Below are 21,112 nucleotides of genomic sequence, written 5' to 3'. Positions count from 1 at the left end.
GCGGTGACAATCCATGTAGGAGCGAGCTTGCTCGCGAAAAACTCACAGGCGCCGCGTTCATTCAGCAAGTACCCGTCATCGTTAACGTTTTTCGCGAGCAAGCTCGCTCCTACAGAGAACGATTTCGCGTTCATTGACCCAGTGGTGTGGCCGCAGCAGGCGCATTGAGACGCTGATTCAAGTTCTGCACCTGGCTCTGCAAGGTGGTGATATTGCGCGTGGTCTGGATGCGGAACACGTCGAATTCCTTGTTGGTCGGCGCGTCGATATTGGCCGGCTGGTTTTCCTGAGCGCTCTTGAGCACCAGCAAGTCCTGCTCGAGACGGGCGATGGCCGCGCTTGGGTTGCCTTGTTTCTTCAAGGCCGCCACATCGGTGGCCAGGCCCTTGGTCTCGGCCTGTGTTGCCGTGAGGCTGGCGACAGCATCAGTAAGGGCCTGCACCTGGCCTTGCAGCTTGGTATTGGCCGCTGTCAGTTCGGTGGTGCTGGCGGTCATCTGGGCCAAACGGCTGTCCAGTTCGGTAGCTTGGCCAGCCACGCCCAGCTGTTGCTTGCCCTGCTCCTGCAGTTGGTCTTGCAACTGCTTGATCTGCAGTTTCAATGCTTCGCTGCCGTTGTTCACGTTGGCTTCGCTGGCCACCACCTTGCCGGAAATATCCTGCAGGCGCCCCGCCGCTTCCTCGCTGATCCGTGCAAAGCTTTCCTGGGTGGCGACCAACTGCTGACCCATCAGCGAGATTTGTTGGAAGCTCCACCAGGCCAGGCCGGCGAAGGCGATCAACAGTGCGCCGACCAATGCCCACAACGGGCCGGTGCTGGCGCTCTTGACCTTGACCACTGGCGTCGCTCGCGAGCGCACCGACGTGGCGGGCGTCGGCACGAAATCGTCGTCGTCCCCATGGTCGGCCCGCAGCGTAGGAACGTTGTCGAGATCGTCATTTGCATCGTTACGCATGAATCTACCCTGAATCAATGAGGTGGCTGACTGCGAAGCCGAGCGGCAGGAGTATAAACCGCACTCCCGGCGCATGGATCGACCCGGAACCTGGAATTCGGTTCCCGATGTGTTGCTGGTTATGAGCTTACTTGAGGCCCGGGTCCTGGGCCTTCCACCAGCTGCAGAACTCGTCGAGCGCGGCCCACAGGCTGACCTTGGGCTCATAGTCGAGATAATGCCTGGCGCGGCTGATATCGAGGGTGAAATCCTTGTTCATCACCTGCATGCCCAGGCGCGATAACGCCGGTTCCGGCCGCCCCGGCCACATGGCGCAAAATGCCTCATTCAAGGCTGCCACGCTGTAGGACAAACCGTAGGAACGATAACGGGTCACCTGGGGCAACTCCATTTGTCGCATCACATAGTTGACCACATCCCACACCGGCACCGGCGCGCCGTTGCTGATGTTGTAGGCCTTGCCCAACGCCGAGCCGGGGGCGAGCAGGCTGCTGAGCAACGCTTCATTAAGATTATGCACGCTGGTGAAGTCGACCTTGTTCAGACCGTCGCCCACAATAGCCAGGCGATTTTTGCGCTGCATCTTCAGCAGGCGCGGGAAGATGCTCATGTCGCCAGCACCGGTAACGAAACGCGGACGCAGTGCCAGCACTTCAAGGCCGAACTCCTGGGCCCCGAAGACCTTCTGCTCAGCCAGGTACTTGGTGGCAGCATAGGGATGCTTGAAACGCTTGGGCACTTGCTCTTCAGTGAGCCCCAGGTGGTCGCGGCCATCGAAGTAAATGGATGGCGACGACAGATGCACCAGGCGCCCGACACGCTGCTTGAGACAGGCTTCAACAACGTTTTCGGTGACCAGCACATTACCCTGATGGAAGTCCTGGTACTTGCCCCATAGCCCGACGGCACCGGCACAATGCACCACGGCTTCGACATCGCGGCACAGGTCGCGTACCAGGTCGGCATCATTCAAATCACCTTGGATAAACTCGGCACCACGCCGTACCAGGTGTTCCACACCTTCGGCGCGCCGCCCGTTGACCCGCACATCCAGGCCCTGCTCAAGGGCGAAGCGCGCAAAGCGCCCGCCGATGAAGCCGCTTGCGCCGGTGACCAGAATTTTCATGTAGTACTCCGTGTTCTTTCGTTTTTCATCGCTGTTGCCTTGACGCCTGCCGCTACTCCAACGGCACCAACCATTGGCCGCACGCCTGGGCCAGATGGTCGGTCAACAGGCCCAACAGCTGCCCGCCACTGCGCCAATGATGCCAGTACAGCGGCACGTCGATGGGCTTATCTGGCAATAACTCGACCAATGCGCCGGTTTCAAGCTGGTCACGCACCTGCAATTCGGGCACCAGGCCCCAGCCCAGACCGGCTTCCGTCAGGCGGATAAAACCTTCGGATGACGGGCATAAATGGTGTTCGAAACCACCATTCACCCCAAGAGAAGCCAGGTAGCGGTGTTGCAAGAAATCATCCGGGCCAAACACCAGCGCAGGTGTACGCGCCAATTGATCGGCCCGCACGCCCTCGGGAAAATGCCGGGCAATAAAAGCCGGACTCGCCAGCGCGCGATAACGCATGGCACCCAGCAACAGGCTGCGAGCCCCGGCCACCGGGCGCTCACTGGCGCAGATACAGGCAGCCACTTCACCGGCACGCATGCGCTTGAGGCCTACCGTCTGGTCTTCCACCACCAGGTCCAGCAGCAAGTGCTGTTCGGCGCAGAAATCACTGACGGCTTCGGCCCACCAAGTGGCAAGGCTGTCGGCATTCAGGGCGATGCGCAGGCGTTCGGGCATGCCCTCCTCGTCCAGGGCCGGCACCTGGCTTTGCAGATCACGCTCAAGCAATCGCACCTGCTGCACATGGTTGAGCAGGCGCCGGCCAATATCGGTGGGCGTCGGCGGCGAAGCGCGCACCAGTACCGGCTGGCCGATACGTGCCTCCAACAGCTTGATGCGCTGGGAAATGGCCGACTGCGACAGCCCCAGCACCTGGGCACCGCGTTCGAAGCCGGCCTGTTCCACTACCGCCGCCAGGGCAGACAGCAATTTATAGTCGAACATCAGTTTCTCTAATGAGCGATCAGCAATATTGCTTTTTCTTATACAGCCTCGACCGTGACAATGACCAGCATTGCTTCTTTCTCTTTTAAAGGAATCTCACATGGCTGGCGAAACCGCCCTGGCGACCTTGCTGCGCAGCATGAGCCCGTACTTGAACGACGGCGACTACGTGTTCTGCACCTTGCCCGATCACCGCATTCCCCACGGCTGCGAGGTCATCGGCAGCTTTCGTGAGCAGGAAGGGCTGACGTTGATTGTCGAGCGGCACCAGGCTGAACGAGCCGGGTTGAGCTTCGACTATGTCGCCGCATGGATCACCCTGAACGTGCATTCCGCCCTCGAGGCCGTGGGCCTGACCGCTGCGTTCGCCAGCGCGCTGGGCAAAGCCGGCATTAGCTGCAACGTGATTGCCGGCTACTACCACGACCACCTGTTCGTCGGTCGTACCGATGCCGACCGAGCCATGGATGTATTGCAGCAATTGGCAGCACAAGCGGAGTAAACCCTATGTGGCAAAGTTATGTGAACGGATTGCTGGTAGCCCTCGGCCTGATCATGGCGATCGGTACCCAGAATGCTTTTGTATTGGCGCAAAGCCTGCGGCGTGAACATCACCTGCCAGTGGCCGCACTGTGCATCGTCTGCGATGCCATCCTGGTGGCGGCCGGGGTATTCGGCCTGGCCACGGTGCTGGCGCAAAACCCGCTGCTGCTGGCGATAGCGCGCTGGGGTGGTGCAGCGTTCCTGTTGTGGTACGGCGCCCTGGCATTGCGTCGGGCATTTTCCAAACAGAGCCTGGAGCAAGGGGCCAACCTCAAGGTACGTTCATTGCGCGCCGTGCTGCTCAGCGCGCTGGCCGTAACGCTGCTCAACCCCCACGTATACCTGGATACCGTGCTGCTGATCGGCTCACTTGGCGCGCAACAAACCGAACCCGGGGCGTATGTCGCCGGGGCCGCCAGTGCATCGTTCCTGTGGTTCGCCACCTTGGCGCTCGGCGCGGCGTGGCTGGCTCCCTGGCTGGCACGCCCGGCCACCTGGCGCCTGCTGGACTTGCTGGTGGCGGTGATGATGTTCACCGTGGCCTATCAATTGATCAGCGCCTGACAAATATTCCAAAACGCTCTGGAACCTCTATCCCACACAGTTGTTGCGTGGTTATGCCGCACCCCCGGTGCTATGATCAGACCCCTGCGCCGCAAAGAGTACAAACTCCCCGGCGCATGTCTGGCCGCCCGTGATCGGCCTTGCGCTCACCGCAACTGACCTGATTAGGAGAATCATCATGGCTTTCGAATTGCCGCCGCTGCCTTACGCACACGATGCCCTGCAGCCGCACATCTCCAAGGAAACCTTGGAATACCACCACGACAAGCACCACAACACCTATGTCGTGAACCTGAACAACCTGGTGCCAGGCACCGAGTTCGAAGGCAAGACCCTGGAAGAAATCGTCAAGTCTTCCTCGGGCGGCATCTTCAACAACGCCGCTCAGGTCTGGAACCATACCTTCTACTGGAACTGCCTGGCGCCAAACGCCGGCGGTCAACCAACCGGCGCGCTGGCTGAGGCCATCAACGCTGCGTTCGGTTCGTTCGACAAGTTCAAGGAAGAGTTCACCAAGACGTCCGTTGGCACCTTCGGTTCCGGCTGGGGCTGGCTGGTTAAAAAGGCTGACGGTTCCCTGGCCCTGGCCAGCACCATCGGCGCCGGCAACCCGCTGACCAGCGGCGACACCCCGCTGCTGACCTGCGACGTGTGGGAACACGCTTACTACATCGACTACCGCAACGTGCGCCCGAAGTATGTGGAAGCGTTCTGGAACCTGGTCAACTGGAAGTTCGTGGCTGAGCAGTTCGAAGGTAAGGCCTTCACTGCCTAAACAGCTCGTTCATTAAAGAAAGCCCGGCGATTGCCGGGCTTTTTTGTGCTCGCCAGACAGACCGCCCAAAAATACCGGAACCCAACAGTAACAATTCACCACACAAGCAGCAGGAGGAATAAACCTCCTGATCAATTTTCAATGTGGAGAATGTCGATGGATCCTATTTCGATGGCAGTAGGTGCTGCGGGTGCAGTCCCACTGGTAGCGGGTATTGTTGATAAAGGTCTGGACTTGGCAAACGGCGCAATGGACCTCTGCAACAAAGCCATGGACATGGCCGGTGAAGGCTCGAAGATCGGTGGGCAAGAGCAACCGCCCCAAGAGCCGGTCAACTTTTAATCGTCGTCAACTCGAAGGCGGATCTCCTCCGCCTTCTCCCCTGCCGGGCTTTCAGCCCACTGCCCATTCTATAAGTTTGTCCAGCCAAAACCTCAATTGCGCTCAAGCCCCAATGTCCCTTTGACTGCCATCATCAGATTGCCAATACTCATGGCATATTGAAGGCCACCCGCATGAGACAAGGAATGCCCCTTTGAAGCTGGAACTCAAGAACAGCTTGTCGGTGAAGTTGCTACGGGTTGTGCTGCTGTCGGCCTTGATCGTGGGCGTGGCGCTGAGCCTGGGGCAGATCGTTTTCGATGCCTACAAGACGCGCCAGGCCGTGGCCGGCGATGCCCAACGCATTCTCGACATGTTTCGCGACCCCTCGACCCAGGCCGTCTACAGCCTGGATCGCGAGATGGGCATGCAGGTGATCGAGGGGCTGTTCCAGGATGATGCGGTGCGCATGGCCTCCATCGGCCATCCCAACGAGACCATGCTCGCGGAAAAGAGTCGCGCCTTGCAGCAATCCCCCAGCCGCTGGCTGACCGATCTAATTCTTGGCCAGGAGCGTACATTCACCACGGCCTTGGTCGGCAAGGGCCCTTACAGCGAATACTACGGCGACCTGAGCATCACCCTCGACACCGCCACCTACGGCAACGGCTTTATTGTCAGTTCGGTGATCATTTTTATTTCCGGCGTCCTGCGCGCGCTGGCCATGGGCCTGGTGCTGTACCTGGTGTACCACTGGCTGCTGACCAAGCCGCTGTCACGGCTTATCGGGCACCTGACCTCGATCAACCCCGACCGCCCCAGCGAGCACAAGATTCCTCAGCTCAAGGGGCACGAACGCAACGAACTGGGGCTGTGGATAAACACCGCCAACCAGTTACTCGAATCCATCGAGCGTAATACCCACCTGCGCCATGAGGCGGAATCGAGCCTGTTGCGCATGGCCCAGTACGACTTTCTTACTGGCCTGCCGAACCGCCAGAAGTTGCAGGAACAACTGGACAAGATCCTCACTGACGCTGGCCGGCGGCAACGGCGTGTAGCGGTGTTGTGCGTAGGGTTGGATGATTTCAAGAGCGTCAACGAACAATTCACCTACCAGGCCGGCGACAAACTCTTACTGGCCCTGGCCGACCGCTTGCGCGCCCACAGCGGCCGCCTCGGCACGCTTGCCCGTTTGGGTGGCGACCAGTTCGCCTTGGTGCAAGCCGATATCGACCAGCCCTACGAAGCAGCTGAACTGGCACAAAGCATCCTCGATGACCTGGAAGCTGAATTTGCACTCGACCATGACCTGATTCGCCTGCGCGCCACCATCGGCATCACGCTGTTCCCGGAGGATGGCGACAGCACCGAGAAGCTGCTGCAAAAAGCCGAACAGACCATGACCCTGGCCAAGAGCCGTTCGCGCAACCGCTATCAGTTTTATATCGCCAGCGTCGACAGCGAAATGCGCCGACGCCGCGAGCTGGAAAAGGACCTGCGCGACGCCCTGGGCCGCGACCAGTTCCACTTGGTGTACCAACCACAGATCAGCTACCGCGATCACCGTGTGGTTGGCGTAGAAGCCCTGCTGCGCTGGCAACACCCGGAACACGGCCTGGTGCCGCCCGACCTGTTTATCCCCCTGGCGGAACAGAATGGCACCATCATCCCGATTGGCGAATGGGTGCTCGACCAGGCATGCCGGCAACTGCGCGAATGGCATGACCTGGGCTTCACCGGCCTGCGCATGGCCGTCAACCTCTCCACCGTACAGTTGCACCACACCGAGCTGCCCCGGGTGGTCAACAACCTGATGCAGATCTATCGCCTGCCTCTGCGCAGCCTGGAACTGGAAGTCACCGAGACCGGCCTGATGGAAGATATCAGCACCGCTGCCCAGCACCTGCTGAGCCTGCGTCGCTCCGGTGCGCTGATTGCCATCGACGACTTCGGCACCGGGTATTCATCCCTGAGCTATCTGAAAAGCCTGCCGCTGGACAAGATCAAGATCGACAAGAGCTTCGTTCAGGACCTGCAGGATGACGACGATGACGCCACGATCGTGCGCGCCATTATCCAACTGGGCAAAAGCCTGGGCATGCAGGTGATTGCAGAGGGCGTGGAGACCGCCGAGCAGGAGGCCTACATCATCTCCGAGGGTTGCCATGAGGGGCAGGGTTATCACTACAGCAAACCCTTGCAGGCGCGGGAGTTGGCGGCTTATTTGAAGCAGTCCGAGCGCAATAATGCGGTGAGTCTTTGAATTAACAAACCGATACTAAATATTTACCGTGCATAAGCCTTTACACAAAATGCAAATCTTTCGCATTATGTCGCAGCTTTTGCGCTCCCCGCGCGCCCTATTCACCACCGAAGCAGGATGTTCGCCATGATTCGTATGCCCCTGGCCACCGCCAGTCTGCTGGCCATTGCCATTTCTCTCGCCGGTTGCGGCGAAGGTAAAGACAAGGCCGCCGCGCCTCAAGCTCCCGCAGCCGCCAGCGCTACCGCACCTGCAGCTGCCCCGGCAGGTCAGGTCGACGAAGCGGCTGCCAAAGCCGTAGTCGCGCACTACGCAGACATGGTGTTTGCGGTGTACAGCGATGCCGAATCCACCGCTAAAACCCTGCAAACCGCAGTCGACACCTTCCTCGCCAACCCGAACGACGAAACCCTCAAAGCGGCCCGTACCGCCTGGATCGCCGCCCGCGTGCCTTACCTGCAGAGCGAAGTGTTCCGCTTTGGCAACACCATCATCGACGACTGGGAAGGCCAAGTGAACGCCTGGCCCCTGGACGAGGGCTTGATCGACTATGTCGACAAATCCTATGAGCACGCGCTGGGTAACCCGGGCGCCAACGCCAACATCATCGCCAATAACGAGATCCAGGTCGGCGAAGACAAGGTCGACGTCAAAGACATCACCCCGGAAAAACTCGCCAGCCTCAATGAGCTGGGCGGTTCCGAAGCCAACGTTGCCACCGGCTACCACGCCATCGAATTCCTGCTCTGGGGCCAGGACCTCAACGGCACCGGCCCTGGCGCGGGCAATCGTCCAGCTTCGGACTACCTGACCGGTGACAGTGCAACCGGCGGTCACAATGAGCGCCGCCGCACTTACCTGCGCGCCGTGACCCAGCTGCTGGTCAGCGACCTGGAAGAAATGGTCGGCAACTGGAAACCCAACGTCGAAGACAACTACCGCGCCACCCTGGAGTCTGAACCTGGCACCGATGGCCTGCGCAAAATGCTGTTCGGCATGGGCAGCCTGTCCCTGGGCGAGCTGGCCGGTGAGCGCATGAAGGTGTCCCTGGAGGCCAACTCGCCGGAAGACGAGCAGGACTGCTTCAGCGACAACACGCACTACTCGCACTTCTACGATGCCAAGGGCATCCGTAACGTCTACCTGGGCGAATACACCCGCGTTGACGGCACCAAGATGAGTGGTGCCAGCCTGTCATCCCTGGTGGCCAAGGCCGACCCGGCAGCCGATTCGGCTCTCAAGGCCGACCTGGCGGCAACCGAAGCGAAGATCCAGGTCATGGTCGACCACGCTGAGAAAGGTGAGCACTACGACCAACTGATCGCCGCCGGCAACGATGCGGGCAACCAGATCGTACGTGACGCCATCGCCGCACTGGTCAAGCAGACCGGTTCGATCGAAGCCGCTGCAGGCAAGTTGGGCATCAGCGACTTGAACCCGGACAGCGCTGATCACGAGTTCTGATTCGTACGCTGTTGAAAAAGGCGACCTTCGCAGACTGTGTGAAAACGCAGTCTGCCGCTGTTTAAAAGCCAATGCCCCGACTTGTCGGGGCATTGGCTTTTCTGAAATCTGAAAAATAATGGGCCTCTCAGCCCATCAACGCCATCAGCTTTTGTGCTCCGAGCACCTTGATCGCCCTTTTCAGGTTGTAGGCTTGTACCGCCAGTGCCATTTCGGCTCTGGCGCCTTTCAGCTGTCGTAGCAAGAACCGGCCATTGCCAAATAGCCATTGCTTGAGATTGCCGAAGGGGTGTTCGACGATAGATCGTCGGCTAGCCATCATCTCGGGATGGGCCCGCATTCGCTGCTCCATCCGTTCAAAAGCGGCTTCATGAGCATGGCGCGTGAGGTGGCGGCGGCTCGTTTTGGTACAGCGGCTTTTTAACGGACAAACGCCACAATCGGCGATAGTCGCCTGATAAATCCGATTGCTTTTGTTCATCTGCTTAAGTGTTAGCCATTTACCGCCAGGGCATTGATAAGCGTCGCGTTGTTCCTCGTACTTGAAGTCCGTGCGATCAAAAAACTCAGTACCGTCACCTTGATTGTTGACCGAGCGATTAGGCGGTACGAAGGCCATGATGCCGACATCTTCACAGGCTTGAAACTGTTCGCCATTGGAGTAGCCGGCATCGGCCGTGACGCTTAATTGCGATTGATTCAGCTCGGTTTTAGCAGCTTTTGCCATTGGCTCAAGCTGCTGCCGATCAGAGCCATCCTGAGTTACCTCGTGGTGCAGAATCAGACAATGTTCAGCGTCCACGGCGCTTTGGATGTTGTACGCCACGAACTTGCCAGAAGGCGTGCGCATTTTTTGCGCATCGGACTCGCCCACAATGTGTTGAACCAGACCTTGAGCTTCCATGAGCAGTTGGCAGGTCTGGTTATTGGCCTTTTTTACCTGCAACTCCCGAAGCGTCGCCTGCACCGCCGAGCGGTCAATGGATTCCCCTTCCTCGCCACGATCCGCCTCATCGAGCTGCGCCAAATAGCGTTCAATGCGCTTCTCGAGCGCCGCTTCCTGGTGTTTGAGCTTTTTCGGCGTCATGTGCTTTCGATTCGAAGCCACCGCCTGAAACTTGCTGCCATCGATGGCCACCAGCTCGCCAGCAATCAGGCCAGCGTGTCGGCAAAACTGAACAAAGGCGCGGCAGGTGGCGCTGAACGCCGCACTGTTGTCGCGGCGAAAATCAGCGATGGTTTTGAAGTCAGGGGCCAGTCGGCCCAACAGCCACATGACTTCAACGTTGCGCTGACACTCGGCCTCGAGTCGTCGCGACGAGCGAATACGCTGGAAATAGCCGTACAGATAGAGTTTGAGCAGATCGGCAGGATCGTACGAAGGGCGTCCCGTGGCCTTGGGTCTGGCTTTGTCGAAACCCAACTGCTCAAGGTCCAGCAGGGAAATGTAGGCCTCGATCACCCGAACCAGATGGTCATCGGGGATAAGTTCGTCCAACGAAAGTGGAAACAGAGCGCTCTGGGAGCGGTCTTCACCTTGGATATAGCGCATAAGCAAAATGCCCGTATCTTGCGATACGGGCATTTTCTTTAACCGGCCGGCAGATTGCTAGGTTTTCACACAGTCTGCTTCGGGTCGCTTTTTTTATACCTGTTTCAAACACTGCAGATCCCCTGTGGGAGGGGGCTTGCTCCCGATAGCAGTAGACCAGCAACCACATGCTTCACTGCCCCTCCGCTATCGGGGGGCAAGTCCCCTCTCACATTTGCTGCGTGTAACCTCAAGCACTCTGGTTTACATGCCTTGCACCGCAGGTAGAATGGCGCCTCTACCCAATCACCCGAGCGAATTACATGGCGTTGCCGACCTTACGCATCATCGGTTTCATCATCGGCATCTTCCTGATCACCCTTGCGGTCGCCATGGTCATTCCGATGGCCACCCTGGTGATCTTCGAACGCACCAGCGATCTGCCCTCGTTCCTGTGGGCCAGCCTGATCACCTTTATCGCAGGGCTGGCCCTGGTCATCCCCGGTCGCCCCGAACATGTGCACCTGCGCCCCCGAGACATGTACCTGCTGACGGTCAGCAGCTGGGTGGTGGTATGCATCTTCGCCGCCCTGCCGTTTTTGCTGACCCAGCACATCAGCTACACCGACTCGTTCTTCGAAAGCATGTCGGGCATCACCGCCACCGGTTCCACCGTATTGAGCGGCCTGGACAGCATGTCACCGGGCATCCTGATGTGGCGTTCGCTGTTGCACTGGCTTGGCGGCATCGGTTTTATCGGCATGGCGGTGGCGATCCTGCCGCTGCTGCGCATCGGTGGCATGCGCCTGTTCCAGACCGAATCTTCGGACCGCTCGGAAAAGGTCATGCCCCGCTCGCACATGGTGGCGCGGCTGATCGTGGCGGCGTATGTGGGCATCACCATCTTCGGCAGCCTGGCATTCTGGTGGGCCGGCATGGGCTTGTTCGATGCGATCAACCACGCGATGTCGGCGATTTCCACCGGTGGGTTTTCCACGTCGGATGAGTCACTGGCGCACTGGAAACAACCGGCGGTGCATTGGGTCGCCGTGGTGGTGATGATCCTCGGCAGCTTGCCGTTCGCCTTGTATGTGGCCACATTGCGCGGCAACCGTCGGGCGCTGATCAAGGACCAACAGGTACAAGGCTTGCTCGGCCTGTTGTTCGTGACCTGGCTGGTACTCGGCACCTGGTACTGGTGGACCACCGACCTGCATTGGCTCGACGCCTTGCGGCATGTGGCGCTGAATGTGACTTCGGTAATGACCACCACCGGATTTGCACTGGGGGACTACAGCCTGTGGGGTAACTTCTCACTGATGTTGTTCTTCTACCTGGGCTTTATCGGCGGCTGCTCGGGCTCCACGGCCGGCGGCATCAAAATCTTTCGTTTCCAGGTCGCCTACATCCTGCTCAAGGCCAACTTGAACCAACTGATTCACCCACGTGCGGTAATCAAGCAAAAGTACAACGGCCATCGCCTCGACGAAGAAATTGTGCGCTCGATCCTGACCTTTTCGTTTTTCTTCGCCATTACCATCTGCACCATCGCCCTGGCCTTGTCACTGTTGGGCGTGGACTGGATGACCGCCCTGACCGGCGCCGCCAGTACCGTATCCGGTGTCGGCCCGGGCCTGGGCGAAACCATTGGCCCGGCCGGCAACTTCTCCACCCTGCCGGATGCGGCCAAGTGGATCCTGTCCCTGGGCATGCTGCTGGGCCGGCTGGAGATTATTACCGTGTTTGTGCTGTGCATTCCGGCGTTCTGGCGCCACTGACCGCCGACATTTCCAGCAACCGCGCCCGGTATTCGCCGGGCGTGGCATCAAACCAGCGACGAAACGCACGAAAAAAGTTGCTCGGGTCGGCAAAACCCAGCAGGTAGGCTATTTCCAGCAAGGTCATGTTCGGCTGCGCCAGGTATTGCTCGGCCAGTTCACGACGGGTGTCGTCGAGCAAGACCTGGAAGCTGGTGCCCTCTTCCTGCAGACGCCGCTGCAAGGTGCGCTGGGACAGGTGCAACGTCTGGGCCACCGCTTCGCGCTTGGGTTCGCCCTGAGGCAGCAGACGGCACAACACCTGCCGTGCCTTGTGGGTCACGCGACTTTCGGAAAAACGCGCCAGGTATTCACCGGCAAAGCGGTCGTGCAGCAGCGCCATGGCTTGGTTGGCGGTGGGCAGCGGCGCCTCCATGTCGGCTTGCTCGAAGATCAGCGCGTCATAGGGTGCATTGAATTGCAAAGGCGCATGAAAGGCCTGTTTGTACGGCACCAGGTCCGCCGGTTGATCGCCCTGCAGCAGCACTTTGCGCGGTTGCAAGGTGCGTCCGGTTAGCCAGCCGCACAAGGCCAGGGCGCTGGCCAACGAGGCTTCGGCGCTTTGTCGGGTCGGCGGCAGGTGATCGCCATGAACCGTCAGAATCAACGCATAGCCTTCAGGTATAAGTCGGAAGCTCAAGTCAGCGCTTTCGGCGATGATGCGCTGGTAGCGCACCAGTCGCATAAAGCCCTCAGCCAGTGTGTTGCTGGACATCAAGGCATAGCCGGCGACATGAAACGAAGCAGGGCGCACCACCTTCCCCATGTTCAGGCCAATCGCCGGGTTGCCCGACAACTCCACCGCTCGCTGCCACAAGCGAGTCATGGCATCCTGAGGGAAACGCGCGTCGGGGTCATTCAGCGCCGCATAATCCAGGCCCAGCTGCCTGAACAAGACACGGCAATCCAGGCCATCCATTTCCAGTGCCTTGACTATCCCCATCGCCCAGCTTGCAGAAGTTGTTCGTTCGCTCATGGCGTCTTCTTATTGAAAGCAGGCTCAAACGGCCAGGAAGCCAAGGATACTAAAATGGCATCTATTGTCACTGGCCGTTACCTCTGATGACTCTAGACTCAAATAAGCTCCCCGCCGAACATCTGTTGGGCGGTATAACCACCCGAGGGCCGGCAGTCGTGGAAAACGTCAAGAAATTCAACAGTTTTGCCGAGTTCTACCCGTACTACCTGCGCGAGCATGGCAACAGCACCTGTCGGCGCCTGCACTTTATCGGCACCACCTTGGTGATCGGCATCCTCGCGTATGCCATTGGCAGGGGTTCACTGGTTCTTTTGCTGGCCTTGCCCGTCGCCGGCTACACCTTTGCCTGGATCGGCCACTTTTTCTTCGAAAAGAACCGTCCAGCGACCTTCCAGCACCCGTTCTACAGCTTGTTGGGGGATTTTGTGATGTACCGCGACATGATCCTGGGCAAAGTGCCGTTCTAAGGGTGTGACCTCATGTCACTTGCGTTTGAACCATGAAAAAATGTGAGTTCACCGAGATAAAAGTCTTTTTGTCATTTACGGTGCTGTATCCTGCCAAGGCTTTTTGAGAGCGCGGAATCACCTGCGATTGAAAAAACAGACCTTGCGAGGAGCGACGACGATGCACGAGATACCTAATCTCCCCTTCCCAAGCCTGCACCCAACTGAGCAGCCAACACCGCAGCAGGCCAACGAGAAACAGCCTGAGGCCAAAGAAGCAAAACCAGTCGACCGCGAAAGCCAGGACTGATGCCGTACCAGACCGTGTGGAAAGCGCACCATTGAGCGCTTTCCACACTGCCTGAATAACCCGAGACCCTCATTATGACCACTACCCTTCCTGATACTCCTGACACCGCCGTGCTCGACACTGCCTTGCAGATGGTCGAAATCTGGAACCGCCTCAGTGCAGACAAGCAGGCCACATTGCTCAAGCGCTTCGGCACCCAGGAAAACGCCTTGGCGGCCCTGGTAACCACGCAACTGCTGGCCCCTGCCCAGGGTTGATGTGTTGTTGATCTGACGTTTTACATTTTTCCCCGCCCTGCCCGGCCTGCGCGCCGGTATCATTAGCAGCCTATCTTTGCCTGCTGCGACAGTGGACCCTTCCCATGCCAGATTCCCAGCGACCCATGGCGGTCACGCTGCAAGTCGTATCCATCGTGCTGTTCACCTTTATCGGCTATCTGAACATTGGCATTCCCCTGGCCGTCTTGCCGGGCTACGTCCATAGCCAGTTGGGCTATGGTGCGGTGATCGCCGGGCTGGTGATCAGCGTGCAATACCTGGCCACCTTGCTGAGCCGTCCCTATGCCGGCAAGATTATCGACAACCTGGGCAGTAAGCGCGCCGTGCTGATTGGCCTGGTGGGCTGCGGATTGAGCGGGGTGTTCATGCTGCTGGCAGCGTGGTTTTCCAGCCTGCCGGCGGTCAGCCTGGGCAGCCTGCTGATCGGTCGACTGGTGCTGGGCAGCGCTGAAAGCCTGGTGGGCTCAGGCGCGATTGGCTGGGGCATCGGCCGCGTCGGTGCGGCGAATACGGCCAAGGTCATCTCCTGGAACGGCATCGCCAGCTACGGCGCGCTGGCGGTCGGCGCACCGCTGGGGGTGCTGATGGTCAGCCATTTCGGACTGTGGAGCATGGGCGCCAGCATCATTCTGCTGGCGGTAGTGGGTGTGCTGCTGGCCTGGAAAAAGCAAGCGGCGCCAATTGTGCCTGGCGTCCGCTTGCCGTTCATGAATGTGCTGGGCCGGGTACTGCCCCATGGTTGCGCACTGGCGTTGGGCTCAATCGGCTTTGGCACCATCGCTACCTTTATCACCCTGTACTACAGCACCCAGCACTGGGACAACGCGGTATGGGCCTTGAGCCTGTTCGGCGCCAGCTTTATCGGCGCACGCTTGTTGTTCGGCAACTTGATCAACCGCATTGGCGGCTTTCGGGTCGCGATTGCCTGCCTGTCGGTGGAAGTGCTCGGCCTGCTGCTGCTGTGGCTGGCGCCAGATGCCCAGTTGGCATTGGCAGGTGCGGCGTTGAGTGGCTTCGGCTTTTCCCTGGTGTTCCCGGCGCTGGGGGTGGAGGCGGTCAACCTGGTGCCGGCCTCAAGCCGCGGCTCGGCGGTGGGCGCCTATTCACTGTTTATCGACTTGTCGCTGGGCATCACCGGGCCGCTGGCTGGCGCCGTGGCAGCAGGGTTTGGCTTTGCGTCGATCTTCCTGTTCGCCGCCCTCGCCGCTGCAGCGGGCTTGCTGCTGAGCCTCTATCTGTACCACCAGGCGCCCAAGGCCCGCGAAACACGCGACGCCTAAAAGTCGACTTTGCCGCGCCCGGCCTTGATATTGCCGCGCTTGGTCTTGGACTCGAGGCGGCGTTTCTTCGAGCCCAGGGTGGGCTTGGTCGGACGACGCTTTTTCTCGACCTTGGTGGCGCTCTGGATCAACTCCACCAAACGTTCCAGTGCATCGGCGCGGTTCTGTTCCTGGGTACGGTATTGCTGGGCCTTGAGCACCAGCACGCCTTCGCTGGTAATACGGCTGTCGCGCAACGCCAGCAGGCGCTCCTTGTAGAACGCCGGCAGCGACGAGGCGGGAATATCGAAGCGTAGGTGCACCGCACTTGAGACCTTATTGACGTTCTGCCCGCCGGCGCCCTGGGCGCGAATGGCGGTCAACTCTATCTCGGCATCGGGCAAGTGTACGTTGTTGGAAATCACCAGCATGAGCAACAAGGTCCTCCAGAATGAGTCCCAGGATACGCGAATGCATCTTGCCCATCCTCTCAAACAACAAACCCGGCCTAAGGCCGGGTCTGCTCAACAGCATTGGAAGATTACTTCACGGCAGGAGCGGCCATATCCAAGGGTTGCTGCATCCTTCGCTTGCTCTTGACCCAGTAGCACACGCCCATGAACGCCACCCAGACCGGGATCGCGTACACCGACATCCGGATCCCCGGGATCATCAGCATGACCACAAGGATAAACACCACGAATGCCAGGCACACATAGTTGCCATACGGGTACCACAGCGCCTTGAACAGCGGCACCTGGCCGGTGCGGTTCATGTGCTGGCGGAACTTGAAGTGCGAGAAGCTGATCATCGCCCAGTTGATCACCAACGTGGCCACCACCAGGGACATCAGCAGTTCCAGCGCGTCATGGGGCATCAGGTAGTTCATCAGCACCGCCACCAGGGTGATCGCCGCCGAGGCCAGGATCGAACGCACAGGCACACCGCGCCTGTCGATTTTCGCCAAGGCCTTGGGTGCATCGCCCTGCTCGGCCATGCCCAGCAGCATGCGGCTGTTGCAGTAGGTGCCGCTGTTGTACACCGACAACGCTGCAGTCAGCACCACGAAGTTGAGGATATGCGCGGCGGTGTTGCTGCCCAGCATCGAGAACACCTGCACGAACGGGCTACCGCTGTAGGCATCGCCGGACGCATTGAGGGTCGCCAGCAGGCTGTCCCATGGCGTGAGTGACAGCAGCACCACCAGGGCGCCGATGTAGAAAATCAGGATGCGATAGATCACCTGATTGATCGCCTTGGGGATCACGGTACGAGGCTGGTCGGCTTCGGCCGCGGTAAAGCCGAGCATTTCCAGGCCGCCGAAGGAGAACATGATGATCGCCATGGCCATCACCAACCCACCGACACCTTGGGGGAAGAAGCCGCCGTGGTCCCACAGGTTGCTGACCGAGGCTTGCGGGCCGCCGCTGCCGCTGACCAGCAGGTAGCTGCCCAGGGCGATCATGCCGACGATTGCCACCACCTTGATGATGGCGAACCAGAACTCGGCTTCACCGAAGACCTTGACGTTGGCCAGGTTGATCGCATTGATCAACACGAAGAAGGCCGCCGCAGACACCCAGGTCGGGATTTCCGGCCACCAGTAGTGCACGTACTTGCCGACGGCTGTCAGCTCCGACATGCCCACCAGGATGTACAGGATCCAGCAGTTCCAGCCCGACAAAAAGCCGGCGAAGCCGCCCCAATACTTGTGGGCAAAATGGCTGAAGGAACCGGCGACCGGCTCTTCGACGATCATTTCGCCGAGTTGGCGCATGATCATGAAGGCGATAAAGCCGCAGATGGCATAGCCCAGGATCATCGACGGGCCGGCGGACTTGAGCACCCCGGCCGAGCCCAGGAACAGGCCGGTGCCGATGGCGCCCCCGAGGGCGATCAACTGGATATGCCGATTTTTCAGGCCGCGTTTCAGCTCGCCTGAAGAAGAATGGGGTCCACTCATGAAAACGGTCTCACGCAAGGTTTGAGGATGTTGAATGCAGGTTGCTGCCTTGAATTACCGACTCAAGCAGCGCCGCTCAAACCCCAGCGCAGGCACCAGGAGTACAGCGTCTTTCTAACGGTCATGCGTCACCTGTTTGTTTTTATCTGTGACGAAATCGAACCCGTCCGGCTCGTGGCCAGGCGGAGTGATCAGGGCGAACACACACCCTGGGTCTTGGCCTTTTGCGTGGGTACGCAAGGGGGGTCACAGTAAAACGCGGCGCATTGTACACCGCTCGACGGCTTCGGGCCGAGCCTGCTAAGCGCCCGCGAGAAAATGGCAGATATTCCTTACGCGTCGGGCACACGCTGAAATACCAGGGCAAACCCGTAAATTTATCGTTACACCATGGAAAACCTACGTTACAGCCGGCTTTTACCGACATCCACCAGAAAATTGTCGGTGAGAATCTTCCGAAGAATCGGTTCAGCCAATTGTCTGTTTTGCTTGAATAAAAAAATCTGCCAAAAAACAGAAGAAAAAATCCAAATGAAACCGTGTCAATAAATTTTTTGCATTTTGAAACACTCTCTTCTAGGTTCTTTGCACTTGCTCGCGAAGCCCGCGGGCAAGCCGTTCTCAAACAACGTCCTCTAGGAGATACACCATGCAAGCACTGGAAAAAGACCTGGAAACCGAACTGCAACTCGACGATTGGTTTGAAGCGCCGACCCATGAGGCCGCCGTTGAAATGATGCAAGCCGATGCCGTTGTGCCTTTCGGCACCGCGATGTGGCCTTTCTAATACCCGGCAGGCATCCGGCAGGTGCTGTGCACGGCACCTGCCCCCTTACCCAGGCACAGAAGGACACACGTCATGGACAAGGCCCGCGCCGTCGAACACTTTCTCTACTACCTCGCACACCACCCGGCCCTCAGCGGCCTGCATCGTCCCACCGTGCTGCTGGGCCATACCGAGCGCTACGACGCCATCGCCCAGGCAATCACCCACGGTAGCGCCGCGCGCTTCAACTTCCAGCTGCAGCGCCTGGACCTGGCGCCCAGCGACACCTTGGTCCAGGCCATTGAAACCTGCGACCTGTACCTGTTTCTCTACGACTCCTCGACCCTGCCCAACCCACGCGCTGAAGGCCCTGACTTTATCCGCGCCCTGCATGGCGTGATGGCCGAGCACTGGAAGAAATCCCTGCTATTCAAGGATTATGGGGATTACTTCTACGACACCTTCAGCGTCGAGCCGCAGCGCATCGCCGACCTTAACGCCACGCTGATCCGACGCATGTCCCAGGCCAATGTGCTGAGCTTCACCGACAAGCACGGCTCGCGCCTGGAAGCGCCGATGAGCAGCATCAAGAAATGGACCAATATCAACGGCGTCGGCAACCACGACCTGGCCCCCGGCGAAATCGCCACCCACAGCGAAGCCATCAATGGCCAGGTGCGGTTTGTCGGCACCTTCCTCAGCACTATTCCGTTTGCACGCAAATACGGCGTGCTGCAATCACCGTTGGAGTTATGGATCGAGAACTCGACCATCTGCAGCGTAGCCAGCGAGGTGCCGGGGCTGGCGGATGATTTCAACAAATACCTGAATGCCAACCCATCGAACCGCCGCGTGGAGGAACTGGGCATTGGCACCAATGAAGGGGTCAAGGATTTGTATGCGCGCAATGCAGGCTTTGAAGAGCGCCATTGCGGGTTACACCTGGGCCTGGGCGGCGGGCAGAAAGGCAGTCACCACCTGGATTTGATCTTCGCCAGTGGGGTGTTGGCGCTGGATGACAAGCCGGTGTTTGATGGCTCCTTTGCCTTCTGAACACAGGGCTCGAAAACACGGGAGATCCAACTGTGGGAGGGGGCTTGCTCCCGATAGCGGTGTGTCAGTGACAGATACTTAAGCTGACATATTGCTATCGGGAGCAAGCCCCCTCCCACAGTTGATTGCATTTCAAATTTAGATCAAAAAAAACGCCAACCCTAGGCAGACTGTGTGAAAACCTAGCAATCTGCCGGCCGGTTAAAGAAAATGCCCGTATCGCAAGATACGGGCATTTTGCTTATGCGCTATATCCAAGGTGAAGACCGCTCCCAGAGCGCTCTGTTTCCACTTTCGTTGGACGAACTTATCCCCGATGACCATCTGGTTCGGGTGATCGAGGCCTACATTTCCCTGCTGGACCTTGAGCAGTTGGGTTTCGACAAAGCCAGACCCAAGGCCACGGGACGCCCTTCGTACGATCCTGCCGATCTGCTCAAACTCTATCTGTACGGCTATTTCCAGCGTATTCGCTCGTCGCGACGACTCGAGGCCGAGTGTCAGCGCAACGTTGAAGTCATGTGGCTGTTGGGCCGACTGGCCCCTGACTTCAAAACCATCGCTGATTTTCGCCGCGACAACAGTGCGGCGTTCAGCGCCACCTGCCGCGCCTTTGTTCAGTTTTGCCGACACGCTGGCCTGATTGCTGGCGAGCTGGTGGCCATCGATGGCAGCAAGTTTCAGGCGGTGGCTTCGAATCGAAAGCACATGACGCCGAAAAAGCTCAAACACCAGGAAGCGGCGCTCGAGAAGCGCATTGAACGCTATTTGGCGCAGCTCGATGAGGCGGATCGTGGCGAGGAAGGGGAATCCATTGACCGCTCGGCGGTGCAGGCGACGCTTCGGGAGTTGCAGGTAAAAAAGGCCAATAACCAGACCTGCCAACTGCTCATGGAAGCTCAAGGTCTGGTTCAACACATTGTGGGCGAGTCCGATGCGCAAAAAATGCGCACGCCTTCTGGCAAGTTCGTGGCGTACAACATCCAAAGCGCCGTGGACGCTGAACATTGTCTGATTCTGCACCACGAGGTAACTCAGGATGGCTCTGATCGGCAGCAGCTTGAGCCAATGGCAAAAGCTGCTAAAACCGAGCTGAATCAATCGCAATTAAGCGTCACGGCCGATGCCGGCTACTCCAATGGCGAACAGTTTCAAGCCTGTGAAGATGTCGGCATCATGGCCTTCGTACCGCCTAATCGCTCGGTCAACAATCAAGGTGACGGTACTGAGTTTTTTGATCGCACGGACTTCAAGTACGAGGAACAACGCGACGCTTATCAATGCCCTGGCGGTAAATGGCTAACACTTAAGCAGATGAACAAAAGCAATCGGATTTATCAGGCGACTATCGCCGATTGTGGCGTTTGTCCGTTAAAAAGCCGCTGTACCAAAACGAGCCGCCGCCACCTCACGCGCCATGCTCATGAAGCCGCTTTTGAACGGATGGAGCAGCGAATGCGGGCCCATCCCGAGATGATGGCTAGCCGACGATCTATCGTCGAACACCCCTTCGGCAATCTCAAGCAATGGCTATTTGGCAATGGCCGGTTCTTGCTACGACAGCTGAAAGGCGCCAGAGCCGAAATGGCACTGGCGGTACAAGCCTACAACCTGAAAAGGGCGATCAAGGTGCTCGGAGCACAAAAGCTGATGGCGTTGATGGGCTGAGAGGCCCATTATTTTTCAGATTTCAGAAAAGCCAATGCCCCGACAAGTCGGGGCATTGGCTTTTAAACAGCGGCAGACTGCG

At 58.8% G+C, this 21,112-nt stretch carries 20 protein-coding genes; 13 read left to right on the top strand and 7 right to left on the bottom strand.

Features of this window, described 5'->3' with window-relative positions:
• Positions 1 to 130: 130 nt before the first annotated feature.
• The 3 genes from KVH01_RS15380 to KVH01_RS15370 form a co-directional block, all read right to left on the bottom strand.
• A complete protein-coding gene (locus tag KVH01_RS15380) occupies positions 131 to 955 on the bottom strand; it encodes an ATPase (protein ID WP_217881959.1) in 825 nt (274 codons plus the stop codon).
• Positions 956 to 1,082: 127 nt separating this feature from the next.
• Complete coding sequence (locus KVH01_RS15375) at positions 1,083 to 2,081, bottom strand: NAD-dependent epimerase/dehydratase family protein (protein ID WP_217881958.1); 999 nt, start codon at positions 2,079 to 2,081, stop codon at positions 1,083 to 1,085.
• 52 nt (positions 2,082 to 2,133) lie between these two features.
• A complete protein-coding gene (locus KVH01_RS15370; RefSeq protein ID WP_043049041.1) occupies positions 2,134 to 3,027 on the bottom strand; it encodes a LysR family transcriptional regulator ArgP in 894 nt (297 codons plus the stop codon).
• Positions 3,028 to 3,127: 100 nt separating this feature from the next.
• Here KVH01_RS15370 and KVH01_RS15365 point away from each other — a divergent pair, with 100 nt between their 5' ends.
• The 6 genes from KVH01_RS15365 (at position 3,128) to KVH01_RS15340 (ending at position 8,960) form a co-directional block, all read left to right on the top strand.
• Entirely contained in the window at positions 3,128 to 3,529 is a 402-nt protein-coding gene (locus KVH01_RS15365; protein ID WP_043049042.1) for an ACT domain-containing protein, read from the top strand.
• A gap of 5 nt (positions 3,530 to 3,534) precedes the next feature.
• A complete protein-coding gene (locus tag KVH01_RS15360; protein ID WP_217881957.1) occupies positions 3,535 to 4,134 on the top strand; it encodes a LysE/ArgO family amino acid transporter in 600 nt (199 codons plus the stop codon).
• A 178-nt stretch (positions 4,135 to 4,312) separates the two neighbouring features.
• Complete coding sequence (locus KVH01_RS15355) at positions 4,313 to 4,909, top strand: superoxide dismutase (protein WP_043049045.1); 597 nt, start codon at positions 4,313 to 4,315, stop codon at positions 4,907 to 4,909.
• Between the two features lie 156 nt (positions 4,910 to 5,065).
• Positions 5,066 to 5,251: a hypothetical protein gene (locus tag KVH01_RS15350; RefSeq protein WP_217881956.1), complete on the top strand. Its 186-nt coding sequence runs from the start codon at positions 5,066 to 5,068 to the stop codon at positions 5,249 to 5,251.
• Between the two features lie 193 nt (positions 5,252 to 5,444).
• Entirely contained in the window at positions 5,445 to 7,496 is a 2,052-nt protein-coding gene (locus KVH01_RS15345) for a putative bifunctional diguanylate cyclase/phosphodiesterase (RefSeq protein WP_217881955.1), read from the top strand.
• 126 nt (positions 7,497 to 7,622) lie between these two features.
• Positions 7,623 to 8,960 (top strand): imelysin family protein, encoded by a 1,338-nt coding sequence (locus tag KVH01_RS15340; protein WP_217881954.1) that lies wholly within the window; start codon positions 7,623 to 7,625, stop codon positions 8,958 to 8,960.
• Between the two features lie 127 nt (positions 8,961 to 9,087).
• On the opposite strand, the gene KVH01_RS15335 is transcribed toward KVH01_RS15340, so the two are convergent.
• Positions 9,088 to 10,512 (bottom strand): IS1182 family transposase, encoded by a 1,425-nt coding sequence (locus tag KVH01_RS15335; protein ID WP_217880603.1) that lies wholly within the window; start codon positions 10,510 to 10,512, stop codon positions 9,088 to 9,090.
• A 302-nt stretch (positions 10,513 to 10,814) separates the two neighbouring features.
• Here KVH01_RS15335 and KVH01_RS15330 point away from each other — a divergent pair, with 302 nt between their 5' ends.
• Positions 10,815 to 12,269: a TrkH family potassium uptake protein gene (locus KVH01_RS15330; RefSeq protein ID WP_057013678.1), complete on the top strand. Its 1,455-nt coding sequence runs from the start codon at positions 10,815 to 10,817 to the stop codon at positions 12,267 to 12,269.
• Here the strand turns inward: KVH01_RS15330 and KVH01_RS15325 are convergent.
• Positions 12,226 to 13,284, bottom strand: a complete 1,059-nt coding sequence (locus tag KVH01_RS15325) for an AraC family transcriptional regulator (RefSeq protein ID WP_217881953.1) — start codon at positions 13,282 to 13,284, stop codon at positions 12,226 to 12,228. The two genes, KVH01_RS15330 and KVH01_RS15325, sit on opposite strands and share 44 nt — an antisense overlap.
• 158 nt (positions 13,285 to 13,442) lie before the next feature.
• On the opposite strand from KVH01_RS15325, the gene KVH01_RS15320 reads away from it, so the two are divergent.
• The 3 genes from KVH01_RS15320 to KVH01_RS15310 all read left to right on the top strand — a co-directional run bounded on the left by KVH01_RS15320 (position 13,443) and on the right by KVH01_RS15310 (position 15,601).
• Positions 13,443 to 13,754, top strand: coding sequence for an Mpo1-like protein (locus KVH01_RS15320; RefSeq protein WP_217881952.1), 312 nt, complete (start codon positions 13,443 to 13,445; stop codon positions 13,752 to 13,754).
• A 363-nt stretch (positions 13,755 to 14,117) separates the two neighbouring features.
• Positions 14,118 to 14,300, top strand: coding sequence for a hypothetical protein (locus KVH01_RS15315; protein WP_217881951.1), 183 nt, complete (start codon positions 14,118 to 14,120; stop codon positions 14,298 to 14,300).
• A gap of 104 nt (positions 14,301 to 14,404) precedes the next feature.
• The gene (locus KVH01_RS15310; RefSeq protein WP_217881950.1) at positions 14,405 to 15,601 is read left to right on the top strand and encodes an MFS transporter; all 1,197 of its coding nucleotides are present in this window, start codon (positions 14,405 to 14,407) and stop codon (positions 15,599 to 15,601) included.
• On the opposite strand, the gene arfB is transcribed toward KVH01_RS15310, so the two are convergent.
• Together arfB and KVH01_RS15300 are read right to left on the bottom strand one after the other, a co-directional pair.
• Entirely contained in the window at positions 15,598 to 16,011 is a 414-nt protein-coding gene (arfB, locus tag KVH01_RS15305) for an alternative ribosome rescue aminoacyl-tRNA hydrolase ArfB (RefSeq protein ID WP_217881949.1), read from the bottom strand. The genes KVH01_RS15310 and arfB overlap by 4 nt on opposite strands.
• Before the next feature lie 110 nt (positions 16,012 to 16,121).
• Positions 16,122 to 17,543: an amino acid permease gene (locus KVH01_RS15300; RefSeq protein WP_217881948.1), complete on the bottom strand. Its 1,422-nt coding sequence runs from the start codon at positions 17,541 to 17,543 to the stop codon at positions 16,122 to 16,124.
• 649 nt (positions 17,544 to 18,192) lie between these two features.
• Between KVH01_RS15300 and KVH01_RS15295 the strand changes: the two genes are divergently transcribed.
• The 3 genes from KVH01_RS15295 to KVH01_RS15285 all read left to right on the top strand — a co-directional run bounded on the left by KVH01_RS15295 (position 18,193) and on the right by KVH01_RS15285 (position 21,030).
• Positions 18,193 to 18,330 carry a hypothetical protein gene (locus KVH01_RS15295; protein ID WP_003237751.1) on the top strand — a complete coding sequence of 46 codons (138 nt, stop codon included), beginning with the start codon at positions 18,193 to 18,195 and terminating at the stop codon, positions 18,328 to 18,330.
• A 72-nt stretch (positions 18,331 to 18,402) separates the two neighbouring features.
• Positions 18,403 to 19,362, top strand: coding sequence for a M29 family metallopeptidase (locus KVH01_RS15290; RefSeq protein WP_217881947.1), 960 nt, complete (start codon positions 18,403 to 18,405; stop codon positions 19,360 to 19,362).
• Positions 19,363 to 19,605: 243 nt separating this feature from the next.
• On the top strand, positions 19,606 to 21,030 hold the full coding sequence (locus KVH01_RS15285; protein ID WP_217880603.1) for an IS1182 family transposase: 1,425 nt from the start codon (positions 19,606 to 19,608) through the stop codon (positions 21,028 to 21,030).
• Positions 21,031 to 21,112 lie beyond the last annotated feature (82 nt).

The sequence above is a fragment of the Pseudomonas khavaziana genome (assembly GCF_019145205.1).
Taxonomy (GTDB): domain Bacteria; phylum Pseudomonadota; class Gammaproteobacteria; order Pseudomonadales; family Pseudomonadaceae; genus Aquipseudomonas; species Aquipseudomonas khavaziana.
Note: the sequence above shows the minus strand (reverse complement) of the source record. Positions and strands in the feature narration are given on the sequence as shown.